At 57.4% G+C, this 26549-nt stretch carries 18 protein-coding genes; 10 read left to right on the forward strand and 8 right to left on the reverse strand.

Features of this window, described 5'->3' with window-relative positions:
• Positions 1–14: 14 nt before the first annotated feature.
• Complete coding sequence (locus NQ492_RS08365) at positions 15–2681, reverse strand: zinc-dependent metalloprotease (protein ID WP_259872885.1); 2667 nt, start codon at positions 2679–2681, stop codon at positions 15–17.
• 315 nt (positions 2682–2996) lie between these two features.
• On the reverse strand, positions 2997–4313 hold the full coding sequence (gene murA, locus NQ492_RS08370; RefSeq protein ID WP_015547698.1) for a UDP-N-acetylglucosamine 1-carboxyvinyltransferase: 1317 nt from the start codon (positions 4311–4313) through the stop codon (positions 2997–2999).
• 314 nt (positions 4314–4627) lie between these two features.
• Between murA and rpmH the strand changes: the two genes are divergently transcribed.
• Together rpmH and NQ492_RS08380 are read left to right on the forward strand one after the other, a co-directional pair.
• On the forward strand, positions 4628–4789 hold the full coding sequence (rpmH, locus tag NQ492_RS08375; protein ID WP_010261331.1) for a 50S ribosomal protein L34: 162 nt from the start codon (positions 4628–4630) through the stop codon (positions 4787–4789).
• Between the two features lie 69 nt (positions 4790–4858).
• Positions 4859–5356: a GNAT family N-acetyltransferase gene (locus NQ492_RS08380; protein WP_015547696.1), complete on the forward strand. Its 498-nt coding sequence runs from the start codon at positions 4859–4861 to the stop codon at positions 5354–5356.
• 20 nt (positions 5357–5376) lie between these two features.
• On the opposite strand, the gene NQ492_RS08385 is transcribed toward NQ492_RS08380, so the two are convergent.
• The 5 genes from NQ492_RS08385 to NQ492_RS08405 all read right to left on the reverse strand — a co-directional run bounded on the left by NQ492_RS08385 (position 5377) and on the right by NQ492_RS08405 (position 12634).
• Entirely contained in the window at positions 5377–6516 is a 1140-nt protein-coding gene (locus NQ492_RS08385) for a metallophosphoesterase (protein WP_015547695.1), read from the reverse strand.
• A gap of 22 nt (positions 6517–6538) precedes the next feature.
• Positions 6539–7102, reverse strand: a complete 564-nt coding sequence (locus NQ492_RS08390; protein ID WP_015547694.1) for a DUF4924 family protein — start codon at positions 7100–7102, stop codon at positions 6539–6541.
• 105 nt (positions 7103–7207) lie between these two features.
• Positions 7208–9433: an inorganic phosphate transporter gene (locus tag NQ492_RS08395; RefSeq protein ID WP_015547693.1), complete on the reverse strand. Its 2226-nt coding sequence runs from the start codon at positions 9431–9433 to the stop codon at positions 7208–7210.
• A gap of 1041 nt (positions 9434–10474) precedes the next feature.
• Positions 10475–11398: an IS982 family transposase gene (locus NQ492_RS08400; RefSeq protein ID WP_044118563.1), complete on the reverse strand. Its 924-nt coding sequence runs from the start codon at positions 11396–11398 to the stop codon at positions 10475–10477.
• Between the two features lie 174 nt (positions 11399–11572).
• Positions 11573–12634, reverse strand: coding sequence for a phosphodiester glycosidase family protein (locus NQ492_RS08405; protein ID WP_229092093.1), 1062 nt, complete (start codon positions 12632–12634; stop codon positions 11573–11575).
• A 208-nt stretch (positions 12635–12842) separates the two neighbouring features.
• Here NQ492_RS08405 and NQ492_RS08410 point away from each other — a divergent pair, with 208 nt between their 5' ends.
• Complete coding sequence (locus NQ492_RS08410; protein WP_015547688.1) at positions 12843–14984, forward strand: alpha-N-acetylglucosaminidase; 2142 nt, start codon at positions 12843–12845, stop codon at positions 14982–14984.
• A gap of 77 nt (positions 14985–15061) precedes the next feature.
• Here the strand turns inward: NQ492_RS08410 and NQ492_RS08415 are convergent, their stop codons facing one another.
• Positions 15062–16267, reverse strand: coding sequence for an ROK family transcriptional regulator (locus NQ492_RS08415; RefSeq protein ID WP_015547687.1), 1206 nt, complete (start codon positions 16265–16267; stop codon positions 15062–15064).
• 326 nt (positions 16268–16593) lie between these two features.
• Here NQ492_RS08415 and NQ492_RS08420 point away from each other — a divergent pair, with 326 nt between their 5' ends.
• The 7 genes from NQ492_RS08420 (at position 16594) to NQ492_RS08450 (ending at position 26519) form a co-directional block, all read left to right on the forward strand.
• Positions 16594–17532 carry a DUF4434 domain-containing protein gene (locus NQ492_RS08420; RefSeq protein ID WP_015547686.1) on the forward strand — a complete coding sequence of 313 codons (939 nt, stop codon included), beginning with the start codon at positions 16594–16596 and terminating at the stop codon, positions 17530–17532.
• Positions 17529–18605: a DUF4434 domain-containing protein gene (locus tag NQ492_RS08425; RefSeq protein WP_015547685.1), complete on the forward strand. Its 1077-nt coding sequence runs from the start codon at positions 17529–17531 to the stop codon at positions 18603–18605. The genes NQ492_RS08420 and NQ492_RS08425 overlap by 4 nt, the downstream gene beginning before the upstream one ends.
• Positions 18606–18615: 10 nt before the next feature.
• Positions 18616–19782: a n-acyl-d-glucosamine 2-epimerase gene (locus NQ492_RS08430; protein ID WP_015547684.1), complete on the forward strand. Its 1167-nt coding sequence runs from the start codon at positions 18616–18618 to the stop codon at positions 19780–19782.
• A gap of 270 nt (positions 19783–20052) precedes the next feature.
• A complete protein-coding gene (locus NQ492_RS08435) occupies positions 20053–23031 on the forward strand; it encodes a SusC/RagA family TonB-linked outer membrane protein (protein ID WP_407651332.1) in 2979 nt (992 codons plus the stop codon).
• A gap of 20 nt (positions 23032–23051) precedes the next feature.
• Complete coding sequence (locus tag NQ492_RS08440; protein WP_015547683.1) at positions 23052–24707, forward strand: RagB/SusD family nutrient uptake outer membrane protein; 1656 nt, start codon at positions 23052–23054, stop codon at positions 24705–24707.
• A 26-nt stretch (positions 24708–24733) separates the two neighbouring features.
• Complete coding sequence (locus tag NQ492_RS08445) at positions 24734–25117, forward strand: hypothetical protein (RefSeq protein ID WP_022062349.1); 384 nt, start codon at positions 24734–24736, stop codon at positions 25115–25117.
• A gap of 43 nt (positions 25118–25160) precedes the next feature.
• A complete protein-coding gene (locus NQ492_RS08450; protein WP_015547681.1) occupies positions 25161–26519 on the forward strand; it encodes a DUF5018 domain-containing protein in 1359 nt (452 codons plus the stop codon).
• Positions 26520–26549 lie beyond the last annotated feature (30 nt).

A 26549-nucleotide genomic window follows, 5' to 3' on the forward strand; every position in this document is an offset into this window, starting at 1 on the left:
GGTCTGCTCGGGTTTTAGTTCTTCTGTGACGGGAACAGGCTGCGTTCGAGTACGTAGATCATGCCCTGGTAGTGGGCGCGGGTCTCTCCCGTAGCGCTTTTCACGCGCGAACGCAGCAGTTTCAGGATTCGGTCGTTGACGTTGACGAACAGCGCGCGCGACTCGTCGATCGACCGCAGCTGCACGTTGTACTGCCAGCCGTAGCCCGACGACAGGGCGTCGCTGTTCCAGAGCTGCGAGGCGACGTATCCCTTGCCATGCTCCTCTTCGGCCTCGCGCAGCGGGCCGAGGTAACGCTCCACGATGCCGCTCCGGTCGAGACCCAGCAGCGCGATCTCGTCCACCGAGGGTGCGTAGGCCTCCGCGATGCCGCCCAGCTTCATGCGCTTGGCCTCGCTGGAGGCGACGTCCGCGGCCGCGTCGACGAACATCCGCTGGATGAGCCGCTCCGACGGCGACACCGGGCGTCCCTTGATCGTGCTTTCGAAGACGATGTTGTAGAGGTCGTCCATATACTCCTGCGGCGTGTAGGGATCGTCGGCGATGTGCGACGAGAGCGTGACGTTCTTATAATAGGTGAAGAACGCGCGGCAGAAGTTGAAGCGCAGGATGAACGAGAGGTCCACGTGCAGCGGCAGTTTTTCGGTCAGCGCGGGCTGTTCGAGCCATGCCGAGTCCTTCATCTGCGCAAGCACCCATTTCAGCGATGCGCGCTGCAACTCCTTCGGGACGGAAACGGCCTGCGGACCGCCCGCCGTGTTGCTGTTCACGTCCGTGAGGTAGATGCCGCCCACGTTGAGCATCACGGCGTTCACGTAGCGCGCGAACTGTCCGGCCGCGGCCTCGTAAAGCTCCGTGCGGATTTTCAGGTCGGGGTCCTCCTCGTCGGTGATCCACTCCTCCATGTGCGAGAGGACGTATTTGAGGTTGCCGATGCCGTAGTCGCCGGCCTTGATGTGGTCGTCGCCGAGGTCCTCCTCGATGGCGGTGGGGTCGTAGCGGGCGATCACCTGCTGGCGGCCGTAACGGTAGATCGGGTCGCCGACCTTCTCGTCGATCCATCCGCGGATGGTCTTCTCCTCGTCGAACATGTCCTTCTTGTCGGGCAGCGGCGTGTAGGCGTATTTGATGACGTAGTCGTCATAGGGTCCGAGGTCCGGCGGGGTGAGTTTCACGCCCTTGTCGCCCGGCTGGGCCACGTAGTTGAAACGCGCGTAGTCCATGATCGAGGGGGTCGTGCCGTGCTGCTGCGTGAACGATGCGCTGCGGAGCGAATCCACGGGGAAAGCGCTCGATGCGGCCATGTTGTGCATCAGTCCGAGGCAGTGTCCCACCTCGTGGGCGAGGATGTACTCCAGCGACTCCTGGAATACGTCGTCGGGCAGCTCCTTGCCGCGCACGCGCTCGTCGACCTGTGCGGTCTGCACGAAACGCCAGTTGGCGGCCAGCTTCACCACGTCGTTGTACATCAGCACCGAGGCGTTGATGATCTCGCCCGAGCGGGGGTCGACCCACGAGGGTCCCATGGCGTTGGCCACGGCGGCCGGGACGTAGCGGATGCAGGAGTATTTCAGGTTGTCGGGATCGAATTCGGGATCGTCCTTCGGGAAGTCCTCGATGTGCATGACGTTTTTGAATCCGATCTTCTCGAAGGCCTTGTTCCAGCGCAGCACGCCGCGGCGGATCGGTTCGCGCCACAGCGCGGGGAACGCGTCGTCGAGGTAGAAGACGATCGGCTTGGCCGGCTCCACGAGTTCGCCGCGTTTCCAGGCCTCCATGTCTTTGGGCTGGATGTTCCAGCGGTTGATGACCGAGAAATCCTCGATCTTGTCCTTCTTGCCGTTGATGCGCGACATGTCGGTCAGGAAGATGCCGATGCGCGAATCGGCCAGGCGGGGCCGCATCGCCTCTTCGGGCAGCAGCAGGATCGTGCGCGTGACCTTCACGGTCATCGGCTCGTCCTTCTTGATGACCATCAGGCCCAGCAGGTCGGCCGTCACCGAGTAGGAGAGATAGGATTTGACGGTCACGTTGTCCTCGAAGGACTTGATCTGGTCGATCACCGAACCTTCGGACTTGAACTTGCCCGTGATGTTCACCACGCCGCCCTTGGTGCTTTTGATCGGGGCGAGCAGTTCGTTGTCGCCCGAGAAGAACTTGGTCATTTCGATCACCATTGCCGAGCTGTCGCGGTTGTAGCAGACCAGCGGGTAGGAGTGCATGATCGGCGGGAGGGTGCTCCGGCCGATGGCCTTGGACATGTGGGGATCGTTCGTGTCGTGAACGGGCGGCACGACGGCCTGCGAGAGGTAGATCGTCGTGTCGATGCGCGTGAACTTGACGTGGATGGGGTCCGTGGGTTTGTAGCCGATGGTCCCGAGGTTGGTGTCGCTGGCCTCCGAGATCGTGGAGGCGATCAGCATTTCACGGCCGATCGTCTTGAGGGGAACCTCCACGTAGAGCTTTCCCTTGAGCTTGTGGAGCGTCAGGAAAGGCCCTTTGGCGGTGAGGCACGATTTGTCGTTGACGAACATTTTGGTGTACTTGTCGACTTTGGGTTTGGCGACCTCCTCGGTTTTCGATTTTTTCTTTTTGGATTTCGAGGCCGCCGCCCCCGACGCCGGGGCGATCAGTAGGCCTGCCGCCAGGAGCAGGACGCAGAGTTTGGATAGTGAACGCATATAAGTAAAATTGGTGAATAGACGTATTTTTGTAAGTATATAACGTGTTTAAGTTTCAGAATGTTAAGAAAAAATCGTTTTGTCGTATGATTTGTTTTTGCCGATATCCTGTTCGGGTGCGGGGTCGACGCACAAAGATATAAAAAATAGGCCGAATGGTACATTTCGGCCGTTTTTTGACCCTGTTCCTTTCGGCCGCAAATCCCGGAAAACGGGGTTCGGCGGGCGGTTTTGCTGCCCTATGGTCGCAAAACCCCTGCCGCGCGGCTGATGGAATATTGCGCGGCAGGGGTTGTTTTCCGGAAAGCCGGGGATTTACTTGCAGTCGTCGATGCGGGTGATTTTGGCCCCGAGGGCATTCAGACGGCCGTCGATGTCCTTGTAGCCGCGGTCGATCTGGTCGATGTTCTGGATGGTCGAGACCCCTTCGGCCGACATGGCCGCGATCAGCAGCGCCACGCCCGCACGGATGTCGGGCGAGGTCATGCGGGTCGCGCGCAGGCATAGCCGGTGGTCGTGGCCGATGACCGTGGCGCGGTGCGGGTCGCAGAGAATGATCTGTGCGCCCATGTCGATCAGTTTGTCGACGAAGAACAGGCGGCTTTCGAACATTTTCTGGTGGATCAGCACGGCGCCGTTGGCCTGCGTGGCCACCACCAGAAAGATCGACAGCAGGTCGGGCGTCAGTCCCGGCCACGGGGCGTCGGCAATGGTCATAATCGAGCCGTCGAGGAACGTGTCGATGCTGTAATGGTCCTGCTGGGGGATGTGGATGTCGTCGCCCCGCTGTTCGAAACGGATGCCCATGCGGGCGAACTGCGCGGGGATGATGCCCAGGTTCTCGAACGACACATCCTTGATCGTCAGCTCCGAACGGTTCATGGCGGCCATGCCGATGAAGCTGCCCACCTCGATCATGTCGGGCAGCAGCCGGTGCTCCGTGCCGCCCAACGCTTCGACGCCTTCGATTTCGAGCAGGTTCGAGGCGATGCCCGAAATCTTCGCGCCCATTCTGTTGAGCATTTTGCACAACTGCTGGAGGTAAGGTTCGCAGGCCGCGTTGTAGATCGTTGTCCGGCCTTTGGCCATCACGGCGGCCATCACGATGTTGGCCGTGCCGGTCACCGACGCCTCGTCCAGCAGCATGTAGGTCCCCTTCAGCTCCCGGCCTTCGACCATGAAGAACTCGTCGGCGATGTCGAAGTTGAACTTCGCGCCGAGTTTCTGGAATCCGAGGAAATGGGTGTCGAGCCTGCGTCGGCCGATCTTGTCGCCGCCCGGCTTGGGGATGTATCCCACGCCGAACCGCGCCAGCATCGGGCCGATCAGCATGACCGAACCCCTCAATCGCGTGCAGCGTTGGCGGTAATCGTCCGATTTGAGGTATTCGAAATCAATGTCGCGGGCGCAGAACGCGTAGGCGTCCTCCGCGAGCTGCTCCACCTCCACGCCCATGCAGCGGAGCAGTTCGATGAGCTGCATCACATCGAGAATCCGGGGGATGTTCCTGACGACGACCCGCTGGGGCGTCAGCAGCGTGGCGCAGAGTATCTGCAACGCTTCGTTTTTGGCTCCCTGGGGCGTGATTTCGCCCCGCAGTCGGTGGCCACCTTCGACTTTGAAAACTGCCATATGTGCTGTCGTGTGTTATCCGTCTGAAAAACAAACCGCTCCGGACCGGTCGGCGCTCATGCGGGCTTCCGGAGCCTCCTTTACTTTACAAAGGTAGAAAAAAGAACGGACGGAAACAAAACTGAATTGCATGCCGTCCGACAAAATTTCCGACCCCTGAAAGTGCCCTAACGGCGCCAAAGATAGTGGGATTCGGGGCTTTTTTCGGGGTTTTGGAAAATATTTTCGCGAAAAACTTTTGCGGATAACTTTTTTGTTGTACTTTTGCAATCCGTAAAAATGTCTGAAACAATAAAAACTATATAGCTATGGCAATGAAGAGAACATACCAGCCTTCGCGTCGCAAGCGTATCAACAAGCACGGTTTCCGCGCTCGTATGGCTACGGCTAACGGTCGCAAGGTGCTGGCTGCGCGCCGCGCAAAGGGCCGCAAGAAACTGACCGTATCGGACGAGTCGACGTTCAAGTACGCTTAATTTCCTGCAGGAAAGATTTAAGGTCGGCTTTTTGCCGGCCTTCTTTCGTTTAATGCCTGTTGTGCCGTTATGCTTTCGATCCGCCGGGCTTCCGAAGCCGATTGCGCGCTGATCCGCCGTCTGGCCGGGGAGGTCTTCCCCGCCACCTACCGCGAGATCCTCGCGCCCGCGCAGCTGGATTACATGATGGAGTGGATGTACTCCGAAGAGAGCCTGCAAGGGCAGTTCCGTGCGGGGCATGTCTGGTTCATCGCCTCGTCCGACGGCGAGCCGTGCGGCTACGTTTCGGTCGAGCGGCAGGACGAGGATCTGTTCCTCCTCCAGAAAATCTACGTCCTGCCCCGTTTTCAGGGTCTCGGCGCCGGGGAGTTTCTGTTCCGCCGCGCCGTGGAATACATCCGCAGCGTGCATTCCGGACCCTGCATGATGGAACTCAACGTCAACCGCCGTAACCGCGCGCTGCATTTCTACGAACGGATGGGCATGCGCCGCCTGCGCGAGGGCGATTTCCCGATCGGCGACGGTTATTATATGAATGATTACATCATGGGGTTGGAGATCGTCTGACCCCGTTTTCAGTTTTCTGCTTATTCCTCCAGCACCCGTTTCACGCCGCGGTTTCCGACGACCGATATGCGGCTGCCTTCGATCAGCACGGCGCGGCCGCGGTTTTTCCGCCGGTTGAGTTCGTTCTGTACGTTGACCGCTATCACGCGGCCGTCGTGGAAGGTCGAAATGTCGGGAAAAATCGTGTGTCCGACCAGGAGCCGGTCGGCGTCGTAACGGCGCAGCAGCGCGTCGGTCTGTTCCGGCGTCAGCGGATCGTATTTTTCATCCGTGCAGACCATCCCGCGGTACCAGACCGGCCCGGCCGAGCGGTACAGGAATTCGAGCGTCGGGTCCTCCCTGCGCTCCTTCGAGGTCCGGTAAAGCCCTTCGCTCATCCGGGCGTTGAGCGTATCCATTTCCAGATCGCGTTCGAGCAGTCGGGCGCTCAATCCCGCGTGTACGAAGAGGTTGCGGCCGATGCGCAGCATCGTGTTGCGGGTCGCGAGCCAGCGGCCGAGTTCCGTGTCGGGCGAGAACAGTTGGCGGTAATTCTCCATGCCGAGCTGCCGCGCCGTTTCGAGGTACTTCCCGCGCGTGTAGCGCACGTCGCCGGCCAGCACCATTCCTTCGTGATTGCCCAACAGCAACACGGCGGCGCCTCCCGCGTCGGCGGCCTCCTGTTCGAGTTTGTACATCAGCCACAACAGCGGCAGCACGTCGTAGCCGCGGTCGAAAATGTCGCCGATCACCGCCAGCTGGTTGTTTCCGTAGCTCCACCGGCAGTCGTCGTCGATCACGCCGTGGGCCTGGAGGAGCGTCGCAAAACTTCGGAAATCGCCGTGAAGGTCGGACGTGACGAACAGTTTCGGGGCCTGCGGGAGTTCCCGGGGACCTCGCTCGACGGCGTGCGGCGTGACGCTGAAGAGGTATGCGCCCCGGCTCGAACGGACCTCGACCGGGCCGCCTCCGTAAGGCATCACGCGGACGCGCCCCCGCTTGTCGGCGGTCGCTGCATAGGCGCCCTTTTCCGCGTCGTAGACGATATAGGGTCCGTCGGCCGGGTGTTTCCGGCAGAGGTTGTATTTCGTCGGTTTCGGCTGTGCTGCGGCGTCCGCCGTCGGGAGGGTGCAGAGCGCTGCGGCCAGAAGCGCTCCGAACAGCAGGGTCAGGCGTTTCATCTTCCGGTGCGATTCGGGGGCGTTATTCGGCCTCCGTCTTGAACAGGTTCACTTCGCCCCGCTCGACCTTGCCGTGCATGTCGGCCAACTCTGCGATTACGGGGGATATGTATTCCAGCGTGTCCGTCACGGCCGATTTGTCGCCCTCGCCCTTGATGCGGTAGAGCATCGCGGCGTAGAGCGCGCGGAAGCAGAGTTCCGTGTCGTTCATCCCCGGGTTGCCCAGAACGCTCCGCAGGCGCGGCAGCTCGGGTTCGAGGCGGGCGTACGTCTGGCGGTAATGCGCGCCGACGGGGAGTTTCATCAGCTGGAGATGCAGGTCGTGCAGGTCCTGAATCAGGTGGAGCGTATGTTCCAGATGCCCTTTCTCCTCCTTGCCTTCCTGACGGAGCAGGTTCGCCAGATCCATGTACCAGAGCAGGAAGACGTGCTTCTGCTCCTCGCCGATGTCCTTGCGCGGGGCGATCAGCGTCGAGAAGATGGCCTCGGGGCTGAATTGCAGCGCCCGGAGCAGATCCTCCAGCTGCCAGAGGTAGAGAATGTATTCGGCGATATTCTCCCGCCGTTTTGCTTTTGCGATGTCCATAGTTAGAATTCATAATTCACAATTCATCATTCATAATTTTACTTTGCTGAAATAATCAGCATCCGCAAACTCAACAATTGTGAATGATGAATTGTGAATTTTGCATTATTTAATCCACGTTTTCGGCCCCGTGAGGTGCTTGAGGAAGTACTGCTGCGATTTGAGGAGGTTGCGCGACTGGAGCACCATGTTCTTGGTCTCGGTCAGGATCGTGAGGTACAGCATGCTCGCCTTGGTGTTCGAACGGGCCTCGTTGATACGCGTAAGCTCGGATTTGATGGCTTCGGCGATCGACTCGAACAGCTGGTCGCGCATCGTCAGCACCGTTTCGATCTCCGAGAAGTCGCCCTCGCGCAGCATCAGGTTGATGTGGCGGTAGATCGACTCCACGTCGTCGTTGATCGACATCAGGTCGCGGGCCTGCTCCTTCGAAAGCCCCTCGTGGTTGTTGTCGATATGTTCGAACGCCGGGCGGGTGATGTGCATCAGCGCCTTGGTCATTTCGTTGAGGTAATCGACCACCTGCACGTAGTAGTGGGCAGTGTTGACGTCGCCGCCCTGGAGCTTCTTGAGCGTGGGGAGCAGCGAGTATTTCCGTTCGCGCGACTGGTAGAACAGGTCGTTCGACTCCTTGACCATGTCGCGCAGCACCTTGCGGTTCTCTTTGAAGACGGCGATCAGCGTGCGGTCGTAAATCTTCGTGGCGCATTCCATCGTGCGGCACACCTCGTCGCGCAGGTTGGCGATGATGTCCTCGTTGGTGTCTTCATGCTCCTTGACGATGGCGCTCTCCTTGTCCTTTTTCAAGAAGTTGCTGTGGATGAGCATGTACCCGCACAACAGCGTGATGACGATGAAGGCCGGGGTTCCGCCGTAGATCAGCGCCAGTCCCACCACGAAGGCGATCAGGAATCCGCCCAGCGCGGTGATGAACCACCCGGCCACGACGGTCATAACGCCCGAAATGCGGTACACGGCGCTTTCGCGTCCCCACGCGCGGTCGGCGAGCGACGAACCCATCGCCACCATGAAGCAGACGTAGGTGGTCGACAGCGGGAGTTTGAGCGAGGTGGCCATGGCGATCAGCAGCGCCGAAGTGGTCAGGTTGACCGTGGCGCGGATCATGTCGTAGGGCGCGCCGCTGTGTTCCACGTCCTCGTATTCAAAACGGCGCGAAATGCTCTCCCGGAGGTGTTTCGGGACTACGCGCTCGATGCCTGCGCTGACGTTGAGGGCCGCGCGGACGATCGTCCGCGAGAAGACCGACGAGCCGTACTGCTGCTGGCCGGCGTCGTCCTGCGCCGAGAGCGAAAGCTCGGTTTCGGAGACGTGCATGGCCTTCTTCGAAGTCCACAGCGTGAGGATCATCAGGATGCCCGCCGTCAGCAGGATCAGGAAATTGGCCGGGACATTCTCGTTCAGCGCGCCCATGAGCATCTGCGTGTCGCCCGCTTCCCGGGCGATGGTGTAGGCGTCGAACCCGGCCACGGGCACGCCGATGAAGTTCACCAGGTCGTTGCCCGCGAAGGCGAGGGCCAGCGCGAAGGTTCCCGAAAGGATCGTGATGCGCAGGATGTTGACTTTGAAACGCTGGATGAAGAACAGCAGCAGCGAGCAGACCACCCAGCAGATGGCGATGGCCGAGGGCAGGTGGTTGTCGATCAGCTGGATGAAGGCATGGTCCGCGAGTATGGATTTGAGACCCTTGAAGACGGCGAAATAGACGATCGCCGTCAGCGAGGCCCCGCACCAGAGCGATCCGTAGCGGCGGAAAAGCGCCGTGTAGCGGAACGAAAAGATCATGCGCGAGACGTACATGACCAGCGTGCCGCAGGTGAAGGCGATCACCACCGACAGCAGGATGGCCGAAACGATACCCATGGCGCGTGAGGTGTTGATGTAGTGTCCGAGCGAGGAGACGCTCTGTTCCGGGTCGTTCGAGATTTTGTAGATAGACACGGCGATTGCTGCGCCCAGCAGGCAGAAGATCAGCGATACGGTGGTCGAGGTCGGGAGTCCCCACGAATTGTAGAGGTCCAGCAGGATGACGTTGGCGAACATGACGCCCAGGTAAAGCATCATCACTTCGTGGAAGGTGAACAGTCCGGGGTTGAACATGCCGCTGCGGGCGACCTCCATCATGCCGCTCGACGTGACCACGCCGATGATGATGCCGACGGACGCCACGGTGAGGATAATCTTCATCGAGGCGGCTTTGGAGCCGATAGCGGAGTTGAGAAAATTGACTGCGTCGTTCGTGACGCCGACGAAAAGACCTGAAACAGCGAGGATTCCCAGAATGCCGACAATGACGGTGTAGATTTCGCTCATGTTGGGGTTTTAGTGCAAATTGTGAACAAATTTACGCCATTTTTTCCGATGAAATGGTTATGACATGGATTGTTAACATTAATTTAACACAGCGTTCCGGCGGAAGATGCCGGATGTTCCCCTGACTGCCGGCCCGCTGTCTGCTGCGGGGCCGTTTCCCCTCCTTTGCTCGGGGCTTTCCCTATTGCCGGAGCCTGTTCTCGCGGCCGCTTCTGTTCCGCCTGTTTTGCCTCTTCGGGTTGCGCGTTCGATTCGCCCGGCGCCCGCGATCCGCAGGTCGTGGACAAACTTGCGGCCCTGCGGTGAAACCTTGCCCCCCCCGGCTGACGCAAAAAAGCGGCGGACCGATGATTCGGAGCGGGATTAAAATGATGTAACGACCTAATAAATCAGGTCGTTACATTTTTGTATAGGATAATAGGTAACGAAAAAGTAACGGTTTATTTTCAACTTGTTGCGCTCAAATACCGCATTTCAAATAACCTATTGCAAGATACGAAAAATTTTTGGAATTGGCAAATAGTCAAGAGTTGTTAGATGCAACCTGTTTCTTTTACAATTTCTGAAGTGTATTGTCCAAAATCGAACCTCCGTATTTGTGATTTTTGTTATATGTTTTATGATTACTATTACCACTTTAGAATGCATATTTGAATATAAACTGAGTTCCTTTCTCCTGTACAGATTCCTGTTCCAAGAAAAAAGAGTTCAGACGTATCTTGTTTTCTTGAAGGATATGTCTGGGAATCTTCCTGATAGATATTGGCCGTGTATTTAATGACGGTCTTTTTATAAAAAAAATCGATGAACAGATTCATTGTCAGTATCTATAATAAGTTTTCTCAGCTCATCAATTTTTGCGTGAAGCTGTTTCTGCTGTTTAGAATCTGGAAACGCAACTCCTTCTAAGATCCAGCATCCGGTATATATACTTGCTTAGGATGAGTGGTCTTTGATTATTCTATAATTATAAACCTGTTGGTTGAATTAGATTAGTGAATATTTTATCAGCCCAATCGGACGAAGATTAACGAAATTGCCCTATTGCATAAACGTCATAGCTGCGATTTTGCCTGCCATACGGGTAAAGAGACCGCAGGATTGCTTTGCATAGTTTCGTATCATCATGAGATTGTCGTTGAGTTGGGAGAATATTGTTTCTATACGCTTGCGGAATCTCTTGTATGTCCGGGATGGCGGACGCCAGTTTTTCTGATTCAGCCGATACGGGACTTCAAGAGTTATATTAGCTGTCTCAAAGAGGTTTTTCTGAACCTCGGCACTGAGATAACCTTTGTCTCCAAGCATCATACAGTCATGATATTCCCAACGCACATCATTGAGGTAATGGATGTCATGTACGCTTGCCGCAGTCATGTCATAGGAATGTATCACACCTCGTATCCCGCACACAGCATGGAGTTTATAACCGTAATAGTGCAGACCTTGCGAGGCGCAGTATCCCCAATCCGGAGCGGCCTCCGCGTTGTCTCGGCCCATGACACAACGTTTCGCCCTTGCGTTCTGGCAGACCTTTACCGGCTTGGAATCAATGCAGAACACGTCCTCAGATCCGTCAATGGCGACAGCAACCTCCTTGCGGATTTCCTCGGCAAGTCTGGCCGTCAGCTTACGACGGACATTGAACTGCCGGCGGCTGATCTGGTTTGGCAAATCGTCCTTGCACTCATGTCGCAGACGATGAAAAAGAAGATTTTCGCTATCGAATCCGAAAGCCTCGGCGGTTATGCCGAGAGCGACGACTTCGAGGTCGGAAAACTTCGGAACAACGCCACAACGGGGTACGTTTCCAAGTTCATTTACACGATTCCCAGCGAAATCCTTGCAGATTCCGAGAATTCTAACGAAATTTGCTATGAAGTTGCGCATAAGCAGAGCAATAGTAGTTAACGGTGTGATTACCACTAATTTGCTAATAATCTGCAATTTGTGCAACTTTTTCATTTATAAATATTGGGAAATTTAATTCAACCAACGAGTATAAAAGATTATCTGAAAGCCGTGTCAAAAGATGTTAATTAATCCTTTTTTTGACAAATTTCGGGCAAAAGTGAATGAATGCGCACCACAAAAACGGGCGGCAGAATGCCTGCCGCCCGTAAAGTATTGGGTTTCGCGTCACTGCTCGGCGATTATTACCGCCGTGGGAACGCTTCGCTCCCGTAGCGCGACGTCCTGCGCAGTCGTACCGGGCGTGTCGCTGGGCATGTTGAGCACCCGTCCCTCCCGGCCCACGAAGGTCGAGGAGCCGCCGCCGTCGAGATTGATCGCTTCGACACATCCCAGCGAGATCATTTTGTCGGCCAGTTCGGGCAGTGTCATACCGGCGCTGCCCCGCTTGTTGCGTCCGTCGCAGACCACGATGACCAGTTTCCCGTCCTCCGTGGCGCCGATGGCCGTCCGGGGATGCCGCGCAAGTCCCTGCAGACCTCCGCAGTCGAAAATCTCTTTCCAGTAGTTCTCCTCGGCCACGTTCCGGCCCCCGTGGACCAGCATCGGGCCGCCGCCGATGGCGTTGTAGGGCTGCCAGCGGCGTCCGCCCGCCGTGTGCGAGGTCGGTGGCGCCGGCATGAACGTCATGGTCTTCTCGTTGTTGCCGAGCGCGGACGGGAAAGCATAGGGACAGTTGTCGTCGTCGGCCACGCAATAGACCCAGGCCGCCTCGAAACTTCCGTCGCGCAGCTGCCCCAAAGCGGCCCGCACGGGGAAGAAATGCGTGTAAGGATTTGTGGACCATATCCAATCCTCCTGCACGGCGAGCGATCGGACCACACCCCGGTCGATGAGCAGGCTAACCGAAGTCGTACCGCCGAAGAAACCCCCGTTGACGGCCAAATACGGCGTACCGTCTCCCGATTCGGCGAATGCCGAGAAATAGGCCGTCGGCTTCTTCGCTGCGGAGAACTGCGGACGGAACCGCAGGTTCGGATTCGCCTTGAAATCGACGATGGCGTAGAAGCCCAGGCACTTCGAGCCGTTCGCAAGTTCCTGCGTAAACTCATCGACCGTAAGACCCTTCGGATAACCGGGCAGACCTTCCGGATTTTCTTCGCCGCCGTCGCCGCCCGGATCGTCCCCTTCAGAGAGAGCCGGAGGAGTCTGGTGCTCCTTCTCGCTGCATTGTACGCAGGTGCAGCACAACAGAAGGGCTACCAACAGCATATAACCGAGATTTTTCATGTGCATCATACAAATGTTTATTCATTTCATGGAAGCAAAGATAATTAATTTACGGTAACATAAAACTCTTCAGCGTAAATATTTTTACTTTGTATGATGTTTTGAATAATTATATTAATTTTGCCATCAAAGCAATCGATCGCTCACCCAAACCCTGCCCGATATGAAAATACCGAGATTTATTGCCTGCCTTACGGCGCTGCTCTGCATGGCCGCTGGCTGCCGCTCTGAGGACGATGCCGCCGTCCGCGCACTGGCCCGGCGGATCATTCCCGAGCACGAAAAACAGTTCCGCTTCGAGCGTCTTACCGATACGACCGAGTGTTTCGAACTGGAATCCCGCGGCTCAAAGATCGTCGTGCGCGGCAACAGCTCCGCCTCGATTGCCGTGGGACTGAACCATTACCTGAAGAATTACTGCCTGACGACTGTCTCGTGGCATGCCTGCAATCCCGTGGAGATGCCTGCCGTGCTACCGCGGATCGACGAAAAAGTCCGCGTCGAATCCCGCGCACGGGAGCGTTTCTTCCTCAATTACTGCACGTTCGGGTACACCATGCCGTGGTGGGGATGGACCGAATGGGAACGCTTCATCGACTGGATGGCGCTTCAGGGCGTAACCATGCCGCTGGCCATCACGGGGCAGGAAGCCGTCTGGCAGCGGGTATGGACCCGGCTCGGACTTTCGGACGAAGAGGTCCGCGCCTACTTCACCGGTCCGGCCCACCTGCCCTGGCACCGCATGTCGAACATCGACCGCTGGCAGGGTCCGCTGCCCGAGGAGTGGATCGACGGCCAGCTGGCGTTGCAGCAGCGTATTCTGGCGCGCGAACGCGAACTGGGGATGAAACCCGTGCTGCCGGCCTTCGCGGGACACGTTCCGCAGGAGCTCAAAAGACTCCATCCCGATGCCCGGATCACACGCGTGAGCTACTGGGGCGGCTTCGACGATCGATACCGGTGCAGTTTCCTCGACCCGATGGACCCGCTTTTCGCGGTCATCCAGCGGGAGTTCCTCACCGAACAGACCCGTCTGTTCGGCACGGGCCATATCTACGGCGCCGATCCGTTCAACGAGATCGACGCCCCGACGTGGGATCCTGAAACGCTCGCCGGAATGTCGCGCCACATCTACGAGTCGATGGCGGAGGTCGATCCCGAGGCGGTGTGGCTCCAGATGGGTTGGCTCTTCTATGCCGATCCGACGCACTGGACCGCGGAGAACATCCGCGCCTTCCTCGGCGCCGTGCCGCAGGACCGGCTGCTGATGCTGGATTACTTCTGCGAATTCACAGAGATCTGGAAGCAGACCGAAAAATTCCACGGCCAGCCTTACTTGTGGTGCTACCTCGGCAATTTCGGGGGCAACACGATGCTATCGGGCAATTTCCATACCGTGAGTGCCCGCATGGAGGACGCTTTCGCCCATGGCGGCGACAACCTGCGCGGCGTGGGCTCGACGCTCGAAGGCTTCGGCGTTAACCAGTTCATGTACGAATTCGTGCTGGACAAAGCGTGGAACACGGGCATTGCGGACGACGAGTGGATCGCACGCCTGGCCGACCGCCGCACGGGATTCCGCGACCCCGCGGCCCGCACCGGCTGGCGGACGCTCTGCGACAGCGTCTACACGCTGCCCGCGCAGACCGGACAGTCTCCGCTGACCAATGCGCATCCCGCGCTGGAGGGTAACTGGCACTGGACCACCAAGCCCACGACGGGCTACCGTTTCCCGACCTTGTGGCGGGTTTGGGAAGAGCTGCTCGCTGTGGACAGCGAACGCGACACCTACCGTTTCGACGTAGTGAACATCGGCCGGCAGGTGCTGGGCGACTACTTCCTGATAGAACGCGACCGTTTCGCCGCGGCCTATGCGCAGCACGATCGGAAGGCGATGGACGCCGCCGCCCGACGCATGACCGGATTGCTTGCGGACATCAACCTGCTCACGGCCTGCCACCCCGAGTTTTCGCTCGAGCGGTGGATCGCCGCGGCGCGCGGCTTCGGCAGCGACAACGCTTCGAAAGATTACTACGAAACCAACGCCCGCATGCTCATCTCGGTTTGGGGCGACAGTTACCACCTTACCGATTACGCCAGCCGCACATGGTCCGGAATGATTTCGACCTACTACGCTCCCCGCTGGCGGCTCTTCATCGAACGCGTGATGGAGGCGGCCCGCACGGGCCGGATGTTCGATCATGAGGCTTTCGACCGCGAAATCCGCGACTTCGAATGCCGATGGGCCGACGCCTCCCACCCGCTTACTTTCCCCGAAGCGGGAGACGCCGTGCGGACGGCGCGCGAACTGGCCTCGAAATACAAACCGCTGTTCGACGCCGAGCGGTAGGGCGTCGTACCTATTTATATAAAACCCCGGACTTTTTCGTTCAGTCCGGGAGTTTTCCGTTCGCAGAGGGCCGCTTCTCAGAACAGCCCCAGCGACTTGCTGCGCGCCAGTATGCAGGCGCCCATCACTCCAGCGCGTTCGCCCAGGGTCGAGAGGCGTATCTGCGTATCCTTGTTGACCAGCATCAGCGAGTATTTGTTGATGGCGTTGCGCACGGGCAGCATCAGGTACTCCTTGGCCACCGAAAGCGTACCGCCGATAACGATCACCTCCGGATTGAACATGTTGATAAGCCCCGCGATGGCCTTGCCGAGCGTGTGCCCCACCGACTCCAGAATCTCGATGGCCAGCACATCCTCCTTCAGCAGCGCGGCCAGAATATCATTCAGCGTGATCTCCTCGCCTTTTTTGTATTTCTCGGAAAGCATCGACACGCGTCCCTCCTTGAGTTTCTCCAGAAAAATCCGGTGCATGGCCGAACCGGAAGCCCCCGTCTCAAGACAGCCGCGTTTGCCGCAGCGGCAGATGATCTCGTTGTCGAGCAGCGGAAAATGGCCGAATTCGCCCGAAAAGCCCGACTTGCCGTAAAATATCTTGCCGTCGATGATCATCCCCAACCCCAGTCCCCAGCTGGCGTTAATGTAGAGCATCGTCTTCTCGGAGTGGGCGTCGCCGTACATATATTCGCCGTAAGTGGCGGCACGGGTGTCGTTCTCGATGTAGACCGTCGTGCCGAGACGCTCTTCGAGCAGCATCGTCAGCGGCTGTTCCTCGACGAAGAAATAGCTGTAACTGTATCCGGTCTGCGAATTGACGCGGCCCGAAATATTCACCCCGACGGCCAGCACCTTGTCGCGGGCGATCTTGCGCGCACGGATGAAATTCTGAATCACGTCGCAAAGACGGTCCAGCGAACGGGGATCGTTGTCCATCAGAAAATCGACCGTCGTTTCATCGATCAGCTGTCCCTTGAAATTGATGGCGGCCATCATGACCGAATCCTTGCGCAGATCGACGCCGACGAAATACCCGGCATAGGGATTCAGGCCGTAGATATTCGGCCGTCGTCCGCCGGCCGTCCCCTGCTCGCCGAAATTGTGCACGAAGCCCTCGTCGATCAGCTCCCCGATGAGTTTGGTCACGGTCGGCACGCTCAGATTCACGGCCTTGCTCAGATCGGTGATGCTCGAATCGCCGCCGAGAATGTACTGACAGATAATCTGCTGTTTGAGAATAGCGGCCTTGTTGCCTTCCGTGGCCAGTTTGAGGAACGAATTGGTCATTTCGTCGGGGTGTTTGATTTACGTCTTTACGATTGGGTAAAGATAAAAATAAATAGCGAGTCGGGCAAACATTCTGCGGAAAATGCGCCCCGAGCCGCGAATTTATAACGAATGTCGCCATGCGGACCGTTCATTCGCAGAAATTTTACGATCGTACCCCGATCGGCCGCCGCCCTTCCTGCGAACGAGCTCCACCTGCAAAATAAACATATTTGTGACAAAACCGCTGTTGAATAAAATTTTATCACCAAAACCGCTTGTGATAATAATTTTTATTATTACATTTGCTCGTGATTTAACGCCACCTTTATTATAACCAAACCGCCATGCAGATCAAAGGAACCTTTCTGGACGAAATCAGCCACGACATTCCCCACCAGAACTGGGGCGAAAAGGAGTGGGACGCCGATTTCGGACACATGCACCGGGCCGGTATCGAGCACGTGATACTCATCCGCTGCGGCTACCGCCGCTGGCAGACCTTCTCCTCGCAGGTGCTCACCTCGGAGGAACGCTGTTACGAACCGCCCGCGGACCTGGTCGGGATGTTCCTGCGCCTGAGCGAAAAGTGGGGCATGAAATTCTGGTTCGGGCTCTACGACTCGGGCAAATACTGGGCATCCGGGGATTATCTGCACGAGGTGGAGCTCAACTGCCGCCTGATCGACGAGGTGTGGGCCCGTTACGGGCATCACGCCGCTTTTGGCGGATGGTACATCTCGCAGGAGTGCAGCCGCAACACGGGCAAAATCATCGACCTCTACGCCCGGCTGGGCCGTCACTGCAAAGCCGTCTCGGGCGGACTGCCGACGCTGATTTCCCCCTACATCGACGGCAGCAAGAACATCAGCCAGTACACCGACCGGACCACGCGCACGGGCGGCGTCACGGCCGAGAGCCACGAGGCGGAGTGGGACGCCATTTTCCGGGGGATTCAGGGCGCGGTGGACATCGTGGCCTTTCAGGACGGGCACGTCGAATACGACGAGCTTCCGGAATTCCTCCGCATCAACAAGCGGCTGGCCGACCGCTACGGCCTGGAGTGCTGGACCAACACCGAGACCTTCGACCGCGACATGCCGATCAAGTTCCTGCCGATCAAGTGGGAGAAGCTGCGTCTGAAGTTGCGGATGGCCGAGGAGGCGGGTATCGATCAGGCCATCACCTTCGAATTCTCGCATTTCATGTCCCCGCAGTCGGCCTACCTGCAGGCGGGGCACCTCTACGACCGATACCTCGAATACTTAAATACTTCGAAGAAATGAAAAAAACGCTGTTCCGCGGCCTGCTCGGCGCCGCACTGACGATACTTGTCTGCCTGCCCGCCGCATCGCGCGGCAAAGGTCCGAAGAAGACGCGCGAATTCACGGATGCGGATTTCCGCACCGAAAAGATCCTCGAAGCCCTCCCCATCCGCGCCACGTTCCTCGACGAGGTGAGCTGGGACATTCCCCATCAGAACTGGGGCGTGAAGGAGTGGGACGCCGACTTCAAGGCCATGAAGCAGATGGGAATCAACACCGTCGTGCTGATCCGCGCCGGGCTCGGCAGCTGGATCGCGGCGCCGTTCGATTGCCTGCTCCGGACCGGAAAGGTCAAGTATCCGCCCGTGGATCTGGTGGAGATGTTCCTCGCGCTGTCCGACAAGTACGGAATGGATTTCTGGTTCGGGACCTACGACTCGTGCTACCACTGGCACGTGGGAGAGTATGAGAAGGAGATCGAACTGAACATGCAGCTCATCGACGAGGTGTGGGCCAAATACGGCCACCACAAATCGTTCCGGGGCTGGTACCTCTCGCAGGAGATCAGCCGCCGCACCCGCAACGTATCGAAGATATACGCCGCGATGGGCCGGCACGCCAAGGAGATATCGGGCGGGCTGAAGACGATGATCTCGCCCTACATCCACGGCGTCAAGACCGATCAGGTGATGGCCGGCGACAAGGCGATCACCGTCGAGGAGCACCGCTGCGAGTGGGACGCGATTCTGAGCGACATCGCCGGAGCCGTGGACATCCTCGCTTTCCAGGACGGACAGGTCGATTACGACGAACTCTACGACTACCTGGTGGTCAACCGCGAGCTGGCCGAACGCTACGGCATGGAGTGCTGGACCAACGTCGAATCGTTCGACCGCGACATGCCCATCCGTTTCCTGCCGATCAAATGGGAGAAACTCCTCTTCAAGCTCGACGCCGCACGGCGCGCCGGGATGCAGAATGTCATCACGTTCGAATTCTCGCACTTCATGAGCCCCAATTCGTCCTACACCCAAGCGGGACACCTCTACAACCGCTATATGGAATACATGAACTATCTCCAACACAAAAAATAAAGAACCTCCCATGATCGATTTCAAACAACTGGCGTGTCTGAACCGGGACGAACTGCTCGAAAACGTGGTTCCGTTCTGGCTCACCCACTCGCAGGACGAACGATACGGCGGCTACTTCACCTGCCTCGACCGCGGGGGCGACGTCTACGACACCGACAAATTCGTCTGGCTGCAGGGACGGCAGGTGTGGCTATTTTCGATGCTCTACAACCAGGTCGAGAAGCGTCCCGAATGGCTCGAATGCGCCGTACAGGGGGCGGAGTTCCTCCGTAAACACGGCCACGACGGCAATTACAACTGGTACTTCTCGCTCACGCGCGAAGGCCGGCCGCTCGTGGCTCCCTACAACATCTTTTCCTACACGTTCGCCACGATGGCCTTCGCGCAGGCGGCTCTCGCCACGGGCAGCGACCAATATGCCGAAATCGCCAAGCGCACCTTCGCGCGGATTCTCGAAAAACGCGACAACCCCAAGGGACCGTGGTGCAAGACCGTCCCGGGCACGCGCGACCTGAAGGATTTCGCCCTGCCGATGATCCTCTGCAACATGGCGCTCGAAGCGGAGCAGATGATCGACCCCGCGCTGCTCGACGCGACGATCCGGGATTGCATCCACCAGGTCATGGAGGTCTTCTACCGCGGGGAGCTGGGGCTGATCGTCGAGAACGTCGCAGCGGACGGCGAGCTCTCCGACTCGTTCGAAGGCCGGCAGATCAATCCCGGCCACACGCTCGAAGCTATGTGGTTCATCATGAACCTCGGCGTGCGGCTCAACGACCGGGCGCTGATCGACAAGGCCGTAAAGATCGCGCTCGACACGGCTGAATATGGCTGGGACAAGGAGTACGGCGGCCTGTTCTATTTCATGGACCGGCTCGGACACCCGCAGCAGCAGCTCGAATGGGACCAGAAACTGTGGTGGGTGCATATCGAAGCGATGATCGCGATGATCAAGGGATACCGCCTCACCGGTTCGCAGGCGTGTCTCGACTGGTTCCTCCGGCTGCACGACTACACCTGGTCGCATTTCAAGGACCCCGAATACCCCGAATGGTTCGGCTATCTGAACCGCCGCGGCGAGGTGCTGCTCCCGCTCAAGGGCGGCAAATGGAAAGGCTGTTTCCATGTACCTCGCGGTCTGTACCAGTGCTGGAAAATACTCGACGAGTGCCAATAACCCAAACATAAAACTATGCGAAAAATGCCTTAATCAACCATTTCGAGCGGAGCACGTCTCCCGTCACAAAAATCTAAACCTATTGCAACCCTAATTTTATGAGAAACGTTTACAAAATGAAACCTTCAGGCATTCGCTGCCTATTGAGCAGCGTATTAGCCGTGGTCTCCATGGCGATCACAGGCACCAATGTAGCTGAGGCGCAAGGACTTTCAGTCTCCGGAAGAGTGACCGACGCAAGGGGGGGGGGAAATTTCGGGTGCTACGGTCATCGTAAAAGGTGACAACACCCGGGGAACTACCACCGATGCACAGGGACAGTATGCTATCGAGGTCTTGTCCTCCGACGATGTGCTGGTCTTCAGTTTCCTCGGTTACAAAACTGCAGAAGTGGCCGTCCGCGGCCGCAAAACCCTGAACGTCCAACTGGAAGAGGACGCCACGCTGGTGGATGAAGTGGTCGTAGTGGGATACGGCACACAGAAACGACAGTTTCTCGTAGGCTCCGTGTCCCAGGTCTCCAGCAAGGAGTTGCTGAAGGCCCCGATGACCAACGTATCGAACATGATGACCGGCAAATTGCCGGGAGTGACGAGTATTCAGCGTTCGGGACAGCCCGGCAGCGACGGCACCACGATCTTCGTCCGTGGTGTCTCCTCGTTCAACAATTCCAGCCCGCTTTGCATCGTCGACGGGGTGGAGCGTATGATTAATACGGTCAACCCCAACGACATCGAATCGATCTCCATCCTCAAGGATGCCGCCACCTCGGCCATCTACGGCGTACGCGGAGCCAACGGCGTTATTCTGATCACCACCAAAACCGGCTCGAAGGGCGCTGCTACCATTTCATACGACGGCTCGGCGACTTTCACCACCAATGTCGCCATGCCCGAGATGCTTAACGCCCAGGACTACATCGGCTGGCACAACAAGGCTCGCGAGATGGACGGATTGAATCCGCTGTGGACGGATGAGGTGATCGCCGGTATGAAGGAAAAAGGGATATACGGTGAAACGGACTGGATGGATCTGCTCTTCAAGAACTACGGTTTCACACACCAGCACAACATCTCCGCTACGGGAGGTACCGACCGCGTAAAATACTATACGAGCATCGGTATGATGAATCAGGACGGTATCCTGCCCAATACCTCTTACCAGCGTTTCAACGTGCGCGCCAACATCGACACGAAGATCGCCAAGAATTTCAATCTGAACGTCAATATCGCCGCATTCCGCGAAGACACCCACGCACCCGGATACTCTCTTGGCACGCAGGGTGAGTTCAACCCCATCTCGCAGGCGCTCTTCTCGTTGCCGATCATCGCTCCGACCTATAATGACCTGCCGCAAGGTTATATGAGCGGCGTATACACGCAGCAGCCCATTGCCGCGGTCAACAAGAGCGGTTTTCAGGATACGAAGCGCTGGCAGTTCGAGGGAAACGCCAAATTGGAATACGATTTCGGCAGCATCAAGGCGCTTGAAGGACTCAAGGCCGCCGTACACGTTGCATACGACTATTCGAATACGGGCAACCGCAATATGCTGCAATCGTACCAGCTGATGTCATTCTCGCCCACGACGATGAATTCCACAGTCGTGAATGCATCGGGAGTCAATGTCAACAGCAGCTTCAACAAATCGTCGTCGTTCGGAGACGGATTCACCGTTCGCCCGACGCTGACCTACAACCGCGAATTCGGGCGTCACAGCGTAGGCGGCCTGTTCTTCTACGAGCAGAAAAAAACCTACTCGGACACAATGACCGGCTATAAGGCGGGGTATTTCGCCCCCTATCCGGTCGATCTTTCGATCGGCACCACGTGGGAAGGCATCACAACCCCCGTAACCGGTTCGTTCAGCGAAACGAGTATCGCCAGCTACGCCGGCCGTTTCAACTATGCATTTGACAAGAAATATCTGGTCGAATTTACATTCCGCGCGGACGGTTCCTACAAGTTCGCCCCCGAAAACCGCTGGGGATTCTTCCCGTCCGCAGCCGTCGGCTGGGTCATGTCCGAAGAGAAGTTCTTCAAGCAGGCACTCCCGAAAATCGACTTCTTCAAGCTGCGCGCCTCTTACGGCGAACTGGGTATGGACGATACGAGCCCTTATCTCTATGTGCAATCCTACAGATCGACCGCACCCTCCTACAGCTATATCATAGGCGGCAAGGGTCAGACGACCTATTACACCAGCAACTATGTCTACAAGGACCTTACCTGGTCGCGTTCGCGCAGTTTCAACGTGGGCCTGGACCTGAACGCTTGGGGCGGAAAACTGGGCATCGAATTCGATTGGTTCTACAAGGTTACCGACAATATCCTCGAACAGGTCGGCGGTTCCTACGCACCCTCCCTGGGAGGCAACGTACCGTCATACAAAAACTCCGGCAAGGTAGATAACCGCGGCTTCGAGCTGGTGCTAAAACACAACAATCACTTTGCCAGCGGTTGGCGGTATTCGCTGACGGGTAGTCTCTCGTGGGCCCGCAACCGGGTTCTCGCCAAACAAATTTCCGACAACCATCCGATGTACCGTGCCATCCTGGGCAAACCGATGGGTACGCTCTACGGGTACAAGGCGATCGGACTCTATCAGACCGAAGAGCAGATCGCCAATTCGCCGACGGCTCCTTCGGGAGAGAAGCGTCTGGGTGACCTGATGTATGCCGACGTCAACGGCGACGGCAAGATCGAGCAGTCGCAGGACTTCATCAAAATCGGCCGCGGCTATACCCCCGAGATGAACTTCTCGCTCAATATGGAGGTGGCATGGAAAAACCTCTATCTTACAGCCCTCTGGCAGGGTGTAGCCATCTGCGATTATCAGCTCAGCGCGGCATACTATTCGGGCGTTTTCGACAACACGATGTACACCCGTCCTTTCTACGGCAACGGCAACGCACCCTATTATCTCGTGGAGAGCGCCTGGCGTGAAGACAACCGCAATGCCGACTATCCGCGTCTGAGCACCGTAGCCAACGGCAACAACGCATGGCCTTCGTCCTGGTGGGTGAAAAACGGGGCATATCTTCGTCTGAAGAACCTCCAGATCGGCTACTCGCTCCCCGAACACATTCTGAAAAATACCGGTATCGGCCGGGTAAATATCTACGTGGCAGGAACCAATCTGCTGACTTTCAGTGCATTCAAATACGTGGACCCCGAAATGCCGTCGGTCAACAACGGTTACTACCCGCAACAGCGGACCTACAGTATCGGAGTCAATTTATCCTTCTAACCGCTAAAGCAACTGAACCTATGAAAAAGATCATATTCATACTCGGTCTGGCGGCCGTCGTATTGGGCACCTCCTGTTCCGACGTGCTGGACCTGAATCCGGCGGACCGGTTTTCGCCGGCGACCGTCTGGTCCACCACCACTACGGCTGATAAATACGTCATCGGACTCTACTCCATCTTCGGGGCAAACACCGAGATGCGCGGCGGCGATGCCTATGCGTCGCCCCGATTATCGGATGCCTATTCCGACATCCTGAAAAGCACCTCCTGGAATCAGTACAACCACAACTTCAACGCCACGCTCCTCCAGGAAACGGCTTTCAACAGCAACTCCGCCGGTGCGTTCGAGTGCTGGTCGAGTCATTATGACCGCATCCGCCGCGAAAACGAATTCCTGCGCGACGCGGCCGAATTCGGCCGCAAATTCGGTGAGGACTGGCTCAAGATTCGTATCGCCGAAGTGCGTTTCTGCCGTGCCTACGCCTATTTCATGCTGTGCCGGGTTTACGGCGGGGTGATTCTTCGCACCGAAGTCGACGGCCCTGAGCAGAACGACAAAGCCCGTTCGACGGAGGAAGAGTGCTGGGGCTTCATCATTAACGAACTGAAGGAACTGGCTCCCGACCTGCCCTTGAAATGGGACAGCGACAACTCGGGCCGCGCCACTCAAAAAGCCGCATACGGTCTGTTGAGCCGCGTAGCGCTCTACGCTGAAAAATGGGATGTCGCCGCACAGGCCGCACGCGATTGCGCCACGGCAGAGGGTAATCTGGACCTGTCGAAGAACGGCTATGCCAAAATCTTCGAACTCGGCATCAACAGTCCCGAAGTACTCTTTGCCGTAGAATTCAAATCCAGCGTGATCGACCATGCCTACGACGCCTACGTGCGGCCCTCGGGCGATACAAAGGAGTTAGGCAAGCAGGTTTATTCGGGATTCGTTCCCACCAGCGAATTGGTCGACAGCTATGAAATGGCAGGCGACGGCGGCAATTTCTCCTGGGAGAAACACGGTAAGGATCCCTATGCGAACCGTGAACCGCGCTTCTACGCCACGATTCTCTATAACGGAGCCGATTGGATGGGGCGGAAGATCGAAAGCTTCGTTGGCGGCAAGGACGGATACAAGGCCTATGAAAACGCCGGAGCCGCCGGAACGACCGTAACGGGTTATTACCTGCGCAAATACCTCATAGACGGAGACAAGACGTGGGTCACGAGCGGCTCGGGACAGGACTGGATCGTACTGCGCTATGCCGAGGTCCTCCTGAACAAGGCTGAGGCACTTGCCATGGAGAACTGGAACAAGAACAGCGCCGAAGCGCTGCAGGCGCTCAACGATGTCCGCGCCCGCGTCGGACTGCCCGCGCGTGCCACCGCCGACAAGGAGACCTTCCTGGAATACGTGCGTCACGAACGCAAGGTGGAGTTGGCCGGCGAAGGTTTCCGCTACTGGGACCTGCGCCGCTGGCGGCTGGCCGAAAAAGTCATCGACGGGCAGAACGTGCACGGCGTTAAGATCTCCAAACAGTCCGACGGTTCATTTACCTACGAGCAGGTCGATGCCGACGGCGGACACAAGCGCATCTTCTACGACCGTTATTACCGATTCGCCATTCCGCTTTCGGAGCGTTCGAACAATTCGCTCTGTACGAACAACGACGGATGGATCTAATGATTAACCGCAAAAACAGAACGACTATGAAACTCCGTAAATATCTTGCAGTACTGGCCGTAGCGGCATTCGCATCGCTTGCGACATCATGCGCCGAAGCGGAAGACGAATTCATCCACACGGACAGTACGATTAATTCCATCGAAATCCAGCCCGCCGAAGGCGGAGCCGGTATCGCAGGAATCATCGACGAAACGACGGGCGAGATTTTCTTCCCCATTCCCAAAAAACTTCGTGAAAAATACGACGTGAAAAAGCTGATGGTACGCGCAAACGTGGCTTATGACACCTATATCTATCCGTCACTGTCGGGATTGAAAGACCTCTCCGATCCGATGGAGATCAAGGTTCGGGCAGGCGACAATGGATCGCGAACCTATACGCTGTGGGCTTTCTACACGCGCAGATAACGAATTACAACGAATGAATAAATCTAAAATTAACTCGACCAATATGAAAAAGTTCAATTTGTTCGCTTACGCCACCCTGGCAGGTCTCGCGCTGTCGTTTGCAGCCTGTACGGACGACGATCCGGAAATCAGCAAACCCGGCCCGCAGATCGACCGCGGCGAAAAATGCCGTATCGAATCTTTCGTTCTGAATCTCCCCGAAGGGGAAACGCTTTCAGGCGATGTCTACGACTACGACAAATCGATCGACCTTGCCTATACCACGCCGCAGCTGGAAGCCATGAAGACGGCCACCGCCACGGTGAAACTCTCCGAAGGCGCAACCATCACGCCCGATCCCTCCGTGGCGGCCGACTATACGCAGCCGATTTCATTCACGGTGACGGGAGCCGACGGCAAGACCACCCGCATTTATACAACAAAGCCCGTTGAAAAAGTTGTCGTTTCCTATACCAAGATCGGTGCTCTGGCAGAGAAAACGGCCACTCAGATGGACATCACCGATCACACGAAATACCTGCAAATCGGCGTCAGCGGCGACAAGATCGTCATCGGCACCAAGGTATTCGACGGCAAGACGCTCGCTGCCGCAGGCAATCTGAACATGACCGGTTACGACGGATTGCAGGTCACCTCGCTGGCTAACGACGAGGCAGGACATCTGATCGCTTCACTGACCGCTGACGGCACGAGTGGATCGGCTCCTGTTACGTACGCCTGCTGGAAGAACGGATGCGACCAGCCCGCCGAAACGATCCTCGGTCCGTCGGACAGCGCCATCGCAGCGTTCCTCTCCGTGGGCGGCAACCTCGTCGAAGGCAAAGCGCTCATTACGGCATTGGGCGCACGCGTAGCCACTGGCCCGAGTTTCTGCTGGGGTTTCGCCGACGGCGTGCGTGGCGACTACTACAACCTGCTTACCGGACAGCCCTCGAACGACGGCTCGTGGAGCCAGATGGTTTCGGCCTGCTCGGGAGAGGTTTCGGGCACCTGGTTCATGTGGGATGCCGTGGCCGGCGGTCACAACGTATTGACCTGGGAAGGCTGGGACGGCACATCCTCGCTCAATCTGAAGCAGATTCCGGGAGCAGCGCCCAACGGTCCGAACAACTGGGGTAACTACACCAAAGGTTCGATCCGCGCTTTCATGTTCAACGAAAAGGCTTATGCCGCCGTCTTCACCACCGGCTGGCCCTGCACCTACGTCTCGATCGTGGACTCGAACGGCGAATTCCTGCTCAACCCCACCGAGGCGACGCTCAATTACGCGATCTCGGACGCCAACCCCTACCGCCCCGTCGGAACATTCGTGTATAACGAAAAGGAAAACTGCGGTTACGTATACGTACTGGTTCCCGGGCACGCAGTCAAGAGCTGGAAACTGGAGATCACTTACGATTAACAAACCTTACACCTGTCACGACAGGTCTTG

Origin of the sequence: Alistipes shahii WAL 8301 (genome assembly GCF_025145845.1) — a bacterium.
Classification (GTDB): Bacteria; Bacteroidota; Bacteroidia; order Bacteroidales; family Rikenellaceae; genus Alistipes; species Alistipes shahii.

Coding starts and splice junctions, on each gene's coding strand:
- NQ492_RS08365 (WP_259872885.1), bottom strand. CDS start 2,681: ATGCGTTCACTATCCAAACTCTGCGTCCTGCTCCTGGCGGCAGGCCTA.
- murA (WP_015547698.1), bottom strand. CDS start 4,313: ATGGCAGTTTTCAAAGTCGAAGGTGGCCACCGACTGCGGGGCGAAATC.
- rpmH (WP_010261331.1), top strand. CDS start 4,628: ATGAAGAGAACATACCAGCCTTCGCGTCGCAAGCGTATCAACAAGCAC.
- NQ492_RS08380 (WP_015547696.1), top strand. CDS start 4,859: ATGCTTTCGATCCGCCGGGCTTCCGAAGCCGATTGCGCGCTGATCCGC.
- NQ492_RS08385 (WP_015547695.1), bottom strand. CDS start 6,516: ATGAAACGCCTGACCCTGCTGTTCGGAGCGCTTCTGGCCGCAGCGCTC.
- NQ492_RS08390 (WP_015547694.1), bottom strand. CDS start 7,102: ATGGACATCGCAAAAGCAAAACGGCGGGAGAATATCGCCGAATACATT.
- NQ492_RS08395 (WP_015547693.1), bottom strand. CDS start 9,433: ATGAGCGAAATCTACACCGTCATTGTCGGCATTCTGGGAATCCTCGCT.
- NQ492_RS08400 (WP_044118563.1), bottom strand. CDS start 11,398: ATGAAAAAGTTGCACAAATTGCAGATTATTAGCAAATTAGTGGTAATC.
- NQ492_RS08405 (WP_229092093.1), bottom strand. CDS start 12,634: ATGAAAAATCTCGGTTATATGCTGTTGGTAGCCCTTCTGTTGTGCTGC.
- NQ492_RS08410 (WP_015547688.1), top strand. CDS start 12,843: ATGGCCGCTGGCTGCCGCTCTGAGGACGATGCCGCCGTCCGCGCACTG.
- NQ492_RS08415 (WP_015547687.1), bottom strand. CDS start 16,267: ATGACCAATTCGTTCCTCAAACTGGCCACGGAAGGCAACAAGGCCGCT.
- NQ492_RS08420 (WP_015547686.1), top strand. CDS start 16,594: ATGCAGATCAAAGGAACCTTTCTGGACGAAATCAGCCACGACATTCCC.
- NQ492_RS08425 (WP_015547685.1), top strand. CDS start 17,529: ATGAAAAAAACGCTGTTCCGCGGCCTGCTCGGCGCCGCACTGACGATA.
- NQ492_RS08430 (WP_015547684.1), top strand. CDS start 18,616: ATGATCGATTTCAAACAACTGGCGTGTCTGAACCGGGACGAACTGCTC.
- NQ492_RS08440 (WP_015547683.1), top strand. CDS start 23,052: ATGAAAAAGATCATATTCATACTCGGTCTGGCGGCCGTCGTATTGGGC.
- NQ492_RS08445 (WP_022062349.1), top strand. CDS start 24,734: ATGAAACTCCGTAAATATCTTGCAGTACTGGCCGTAGCGGCATTCGCA.
- NQ492_RS08450 (WP_015547681.1), top strand. CDS start 25,161: ATGAAAAAGTTCAATTTGTTCGCTTACGCCACCCTGGCAGGTCTCGCG.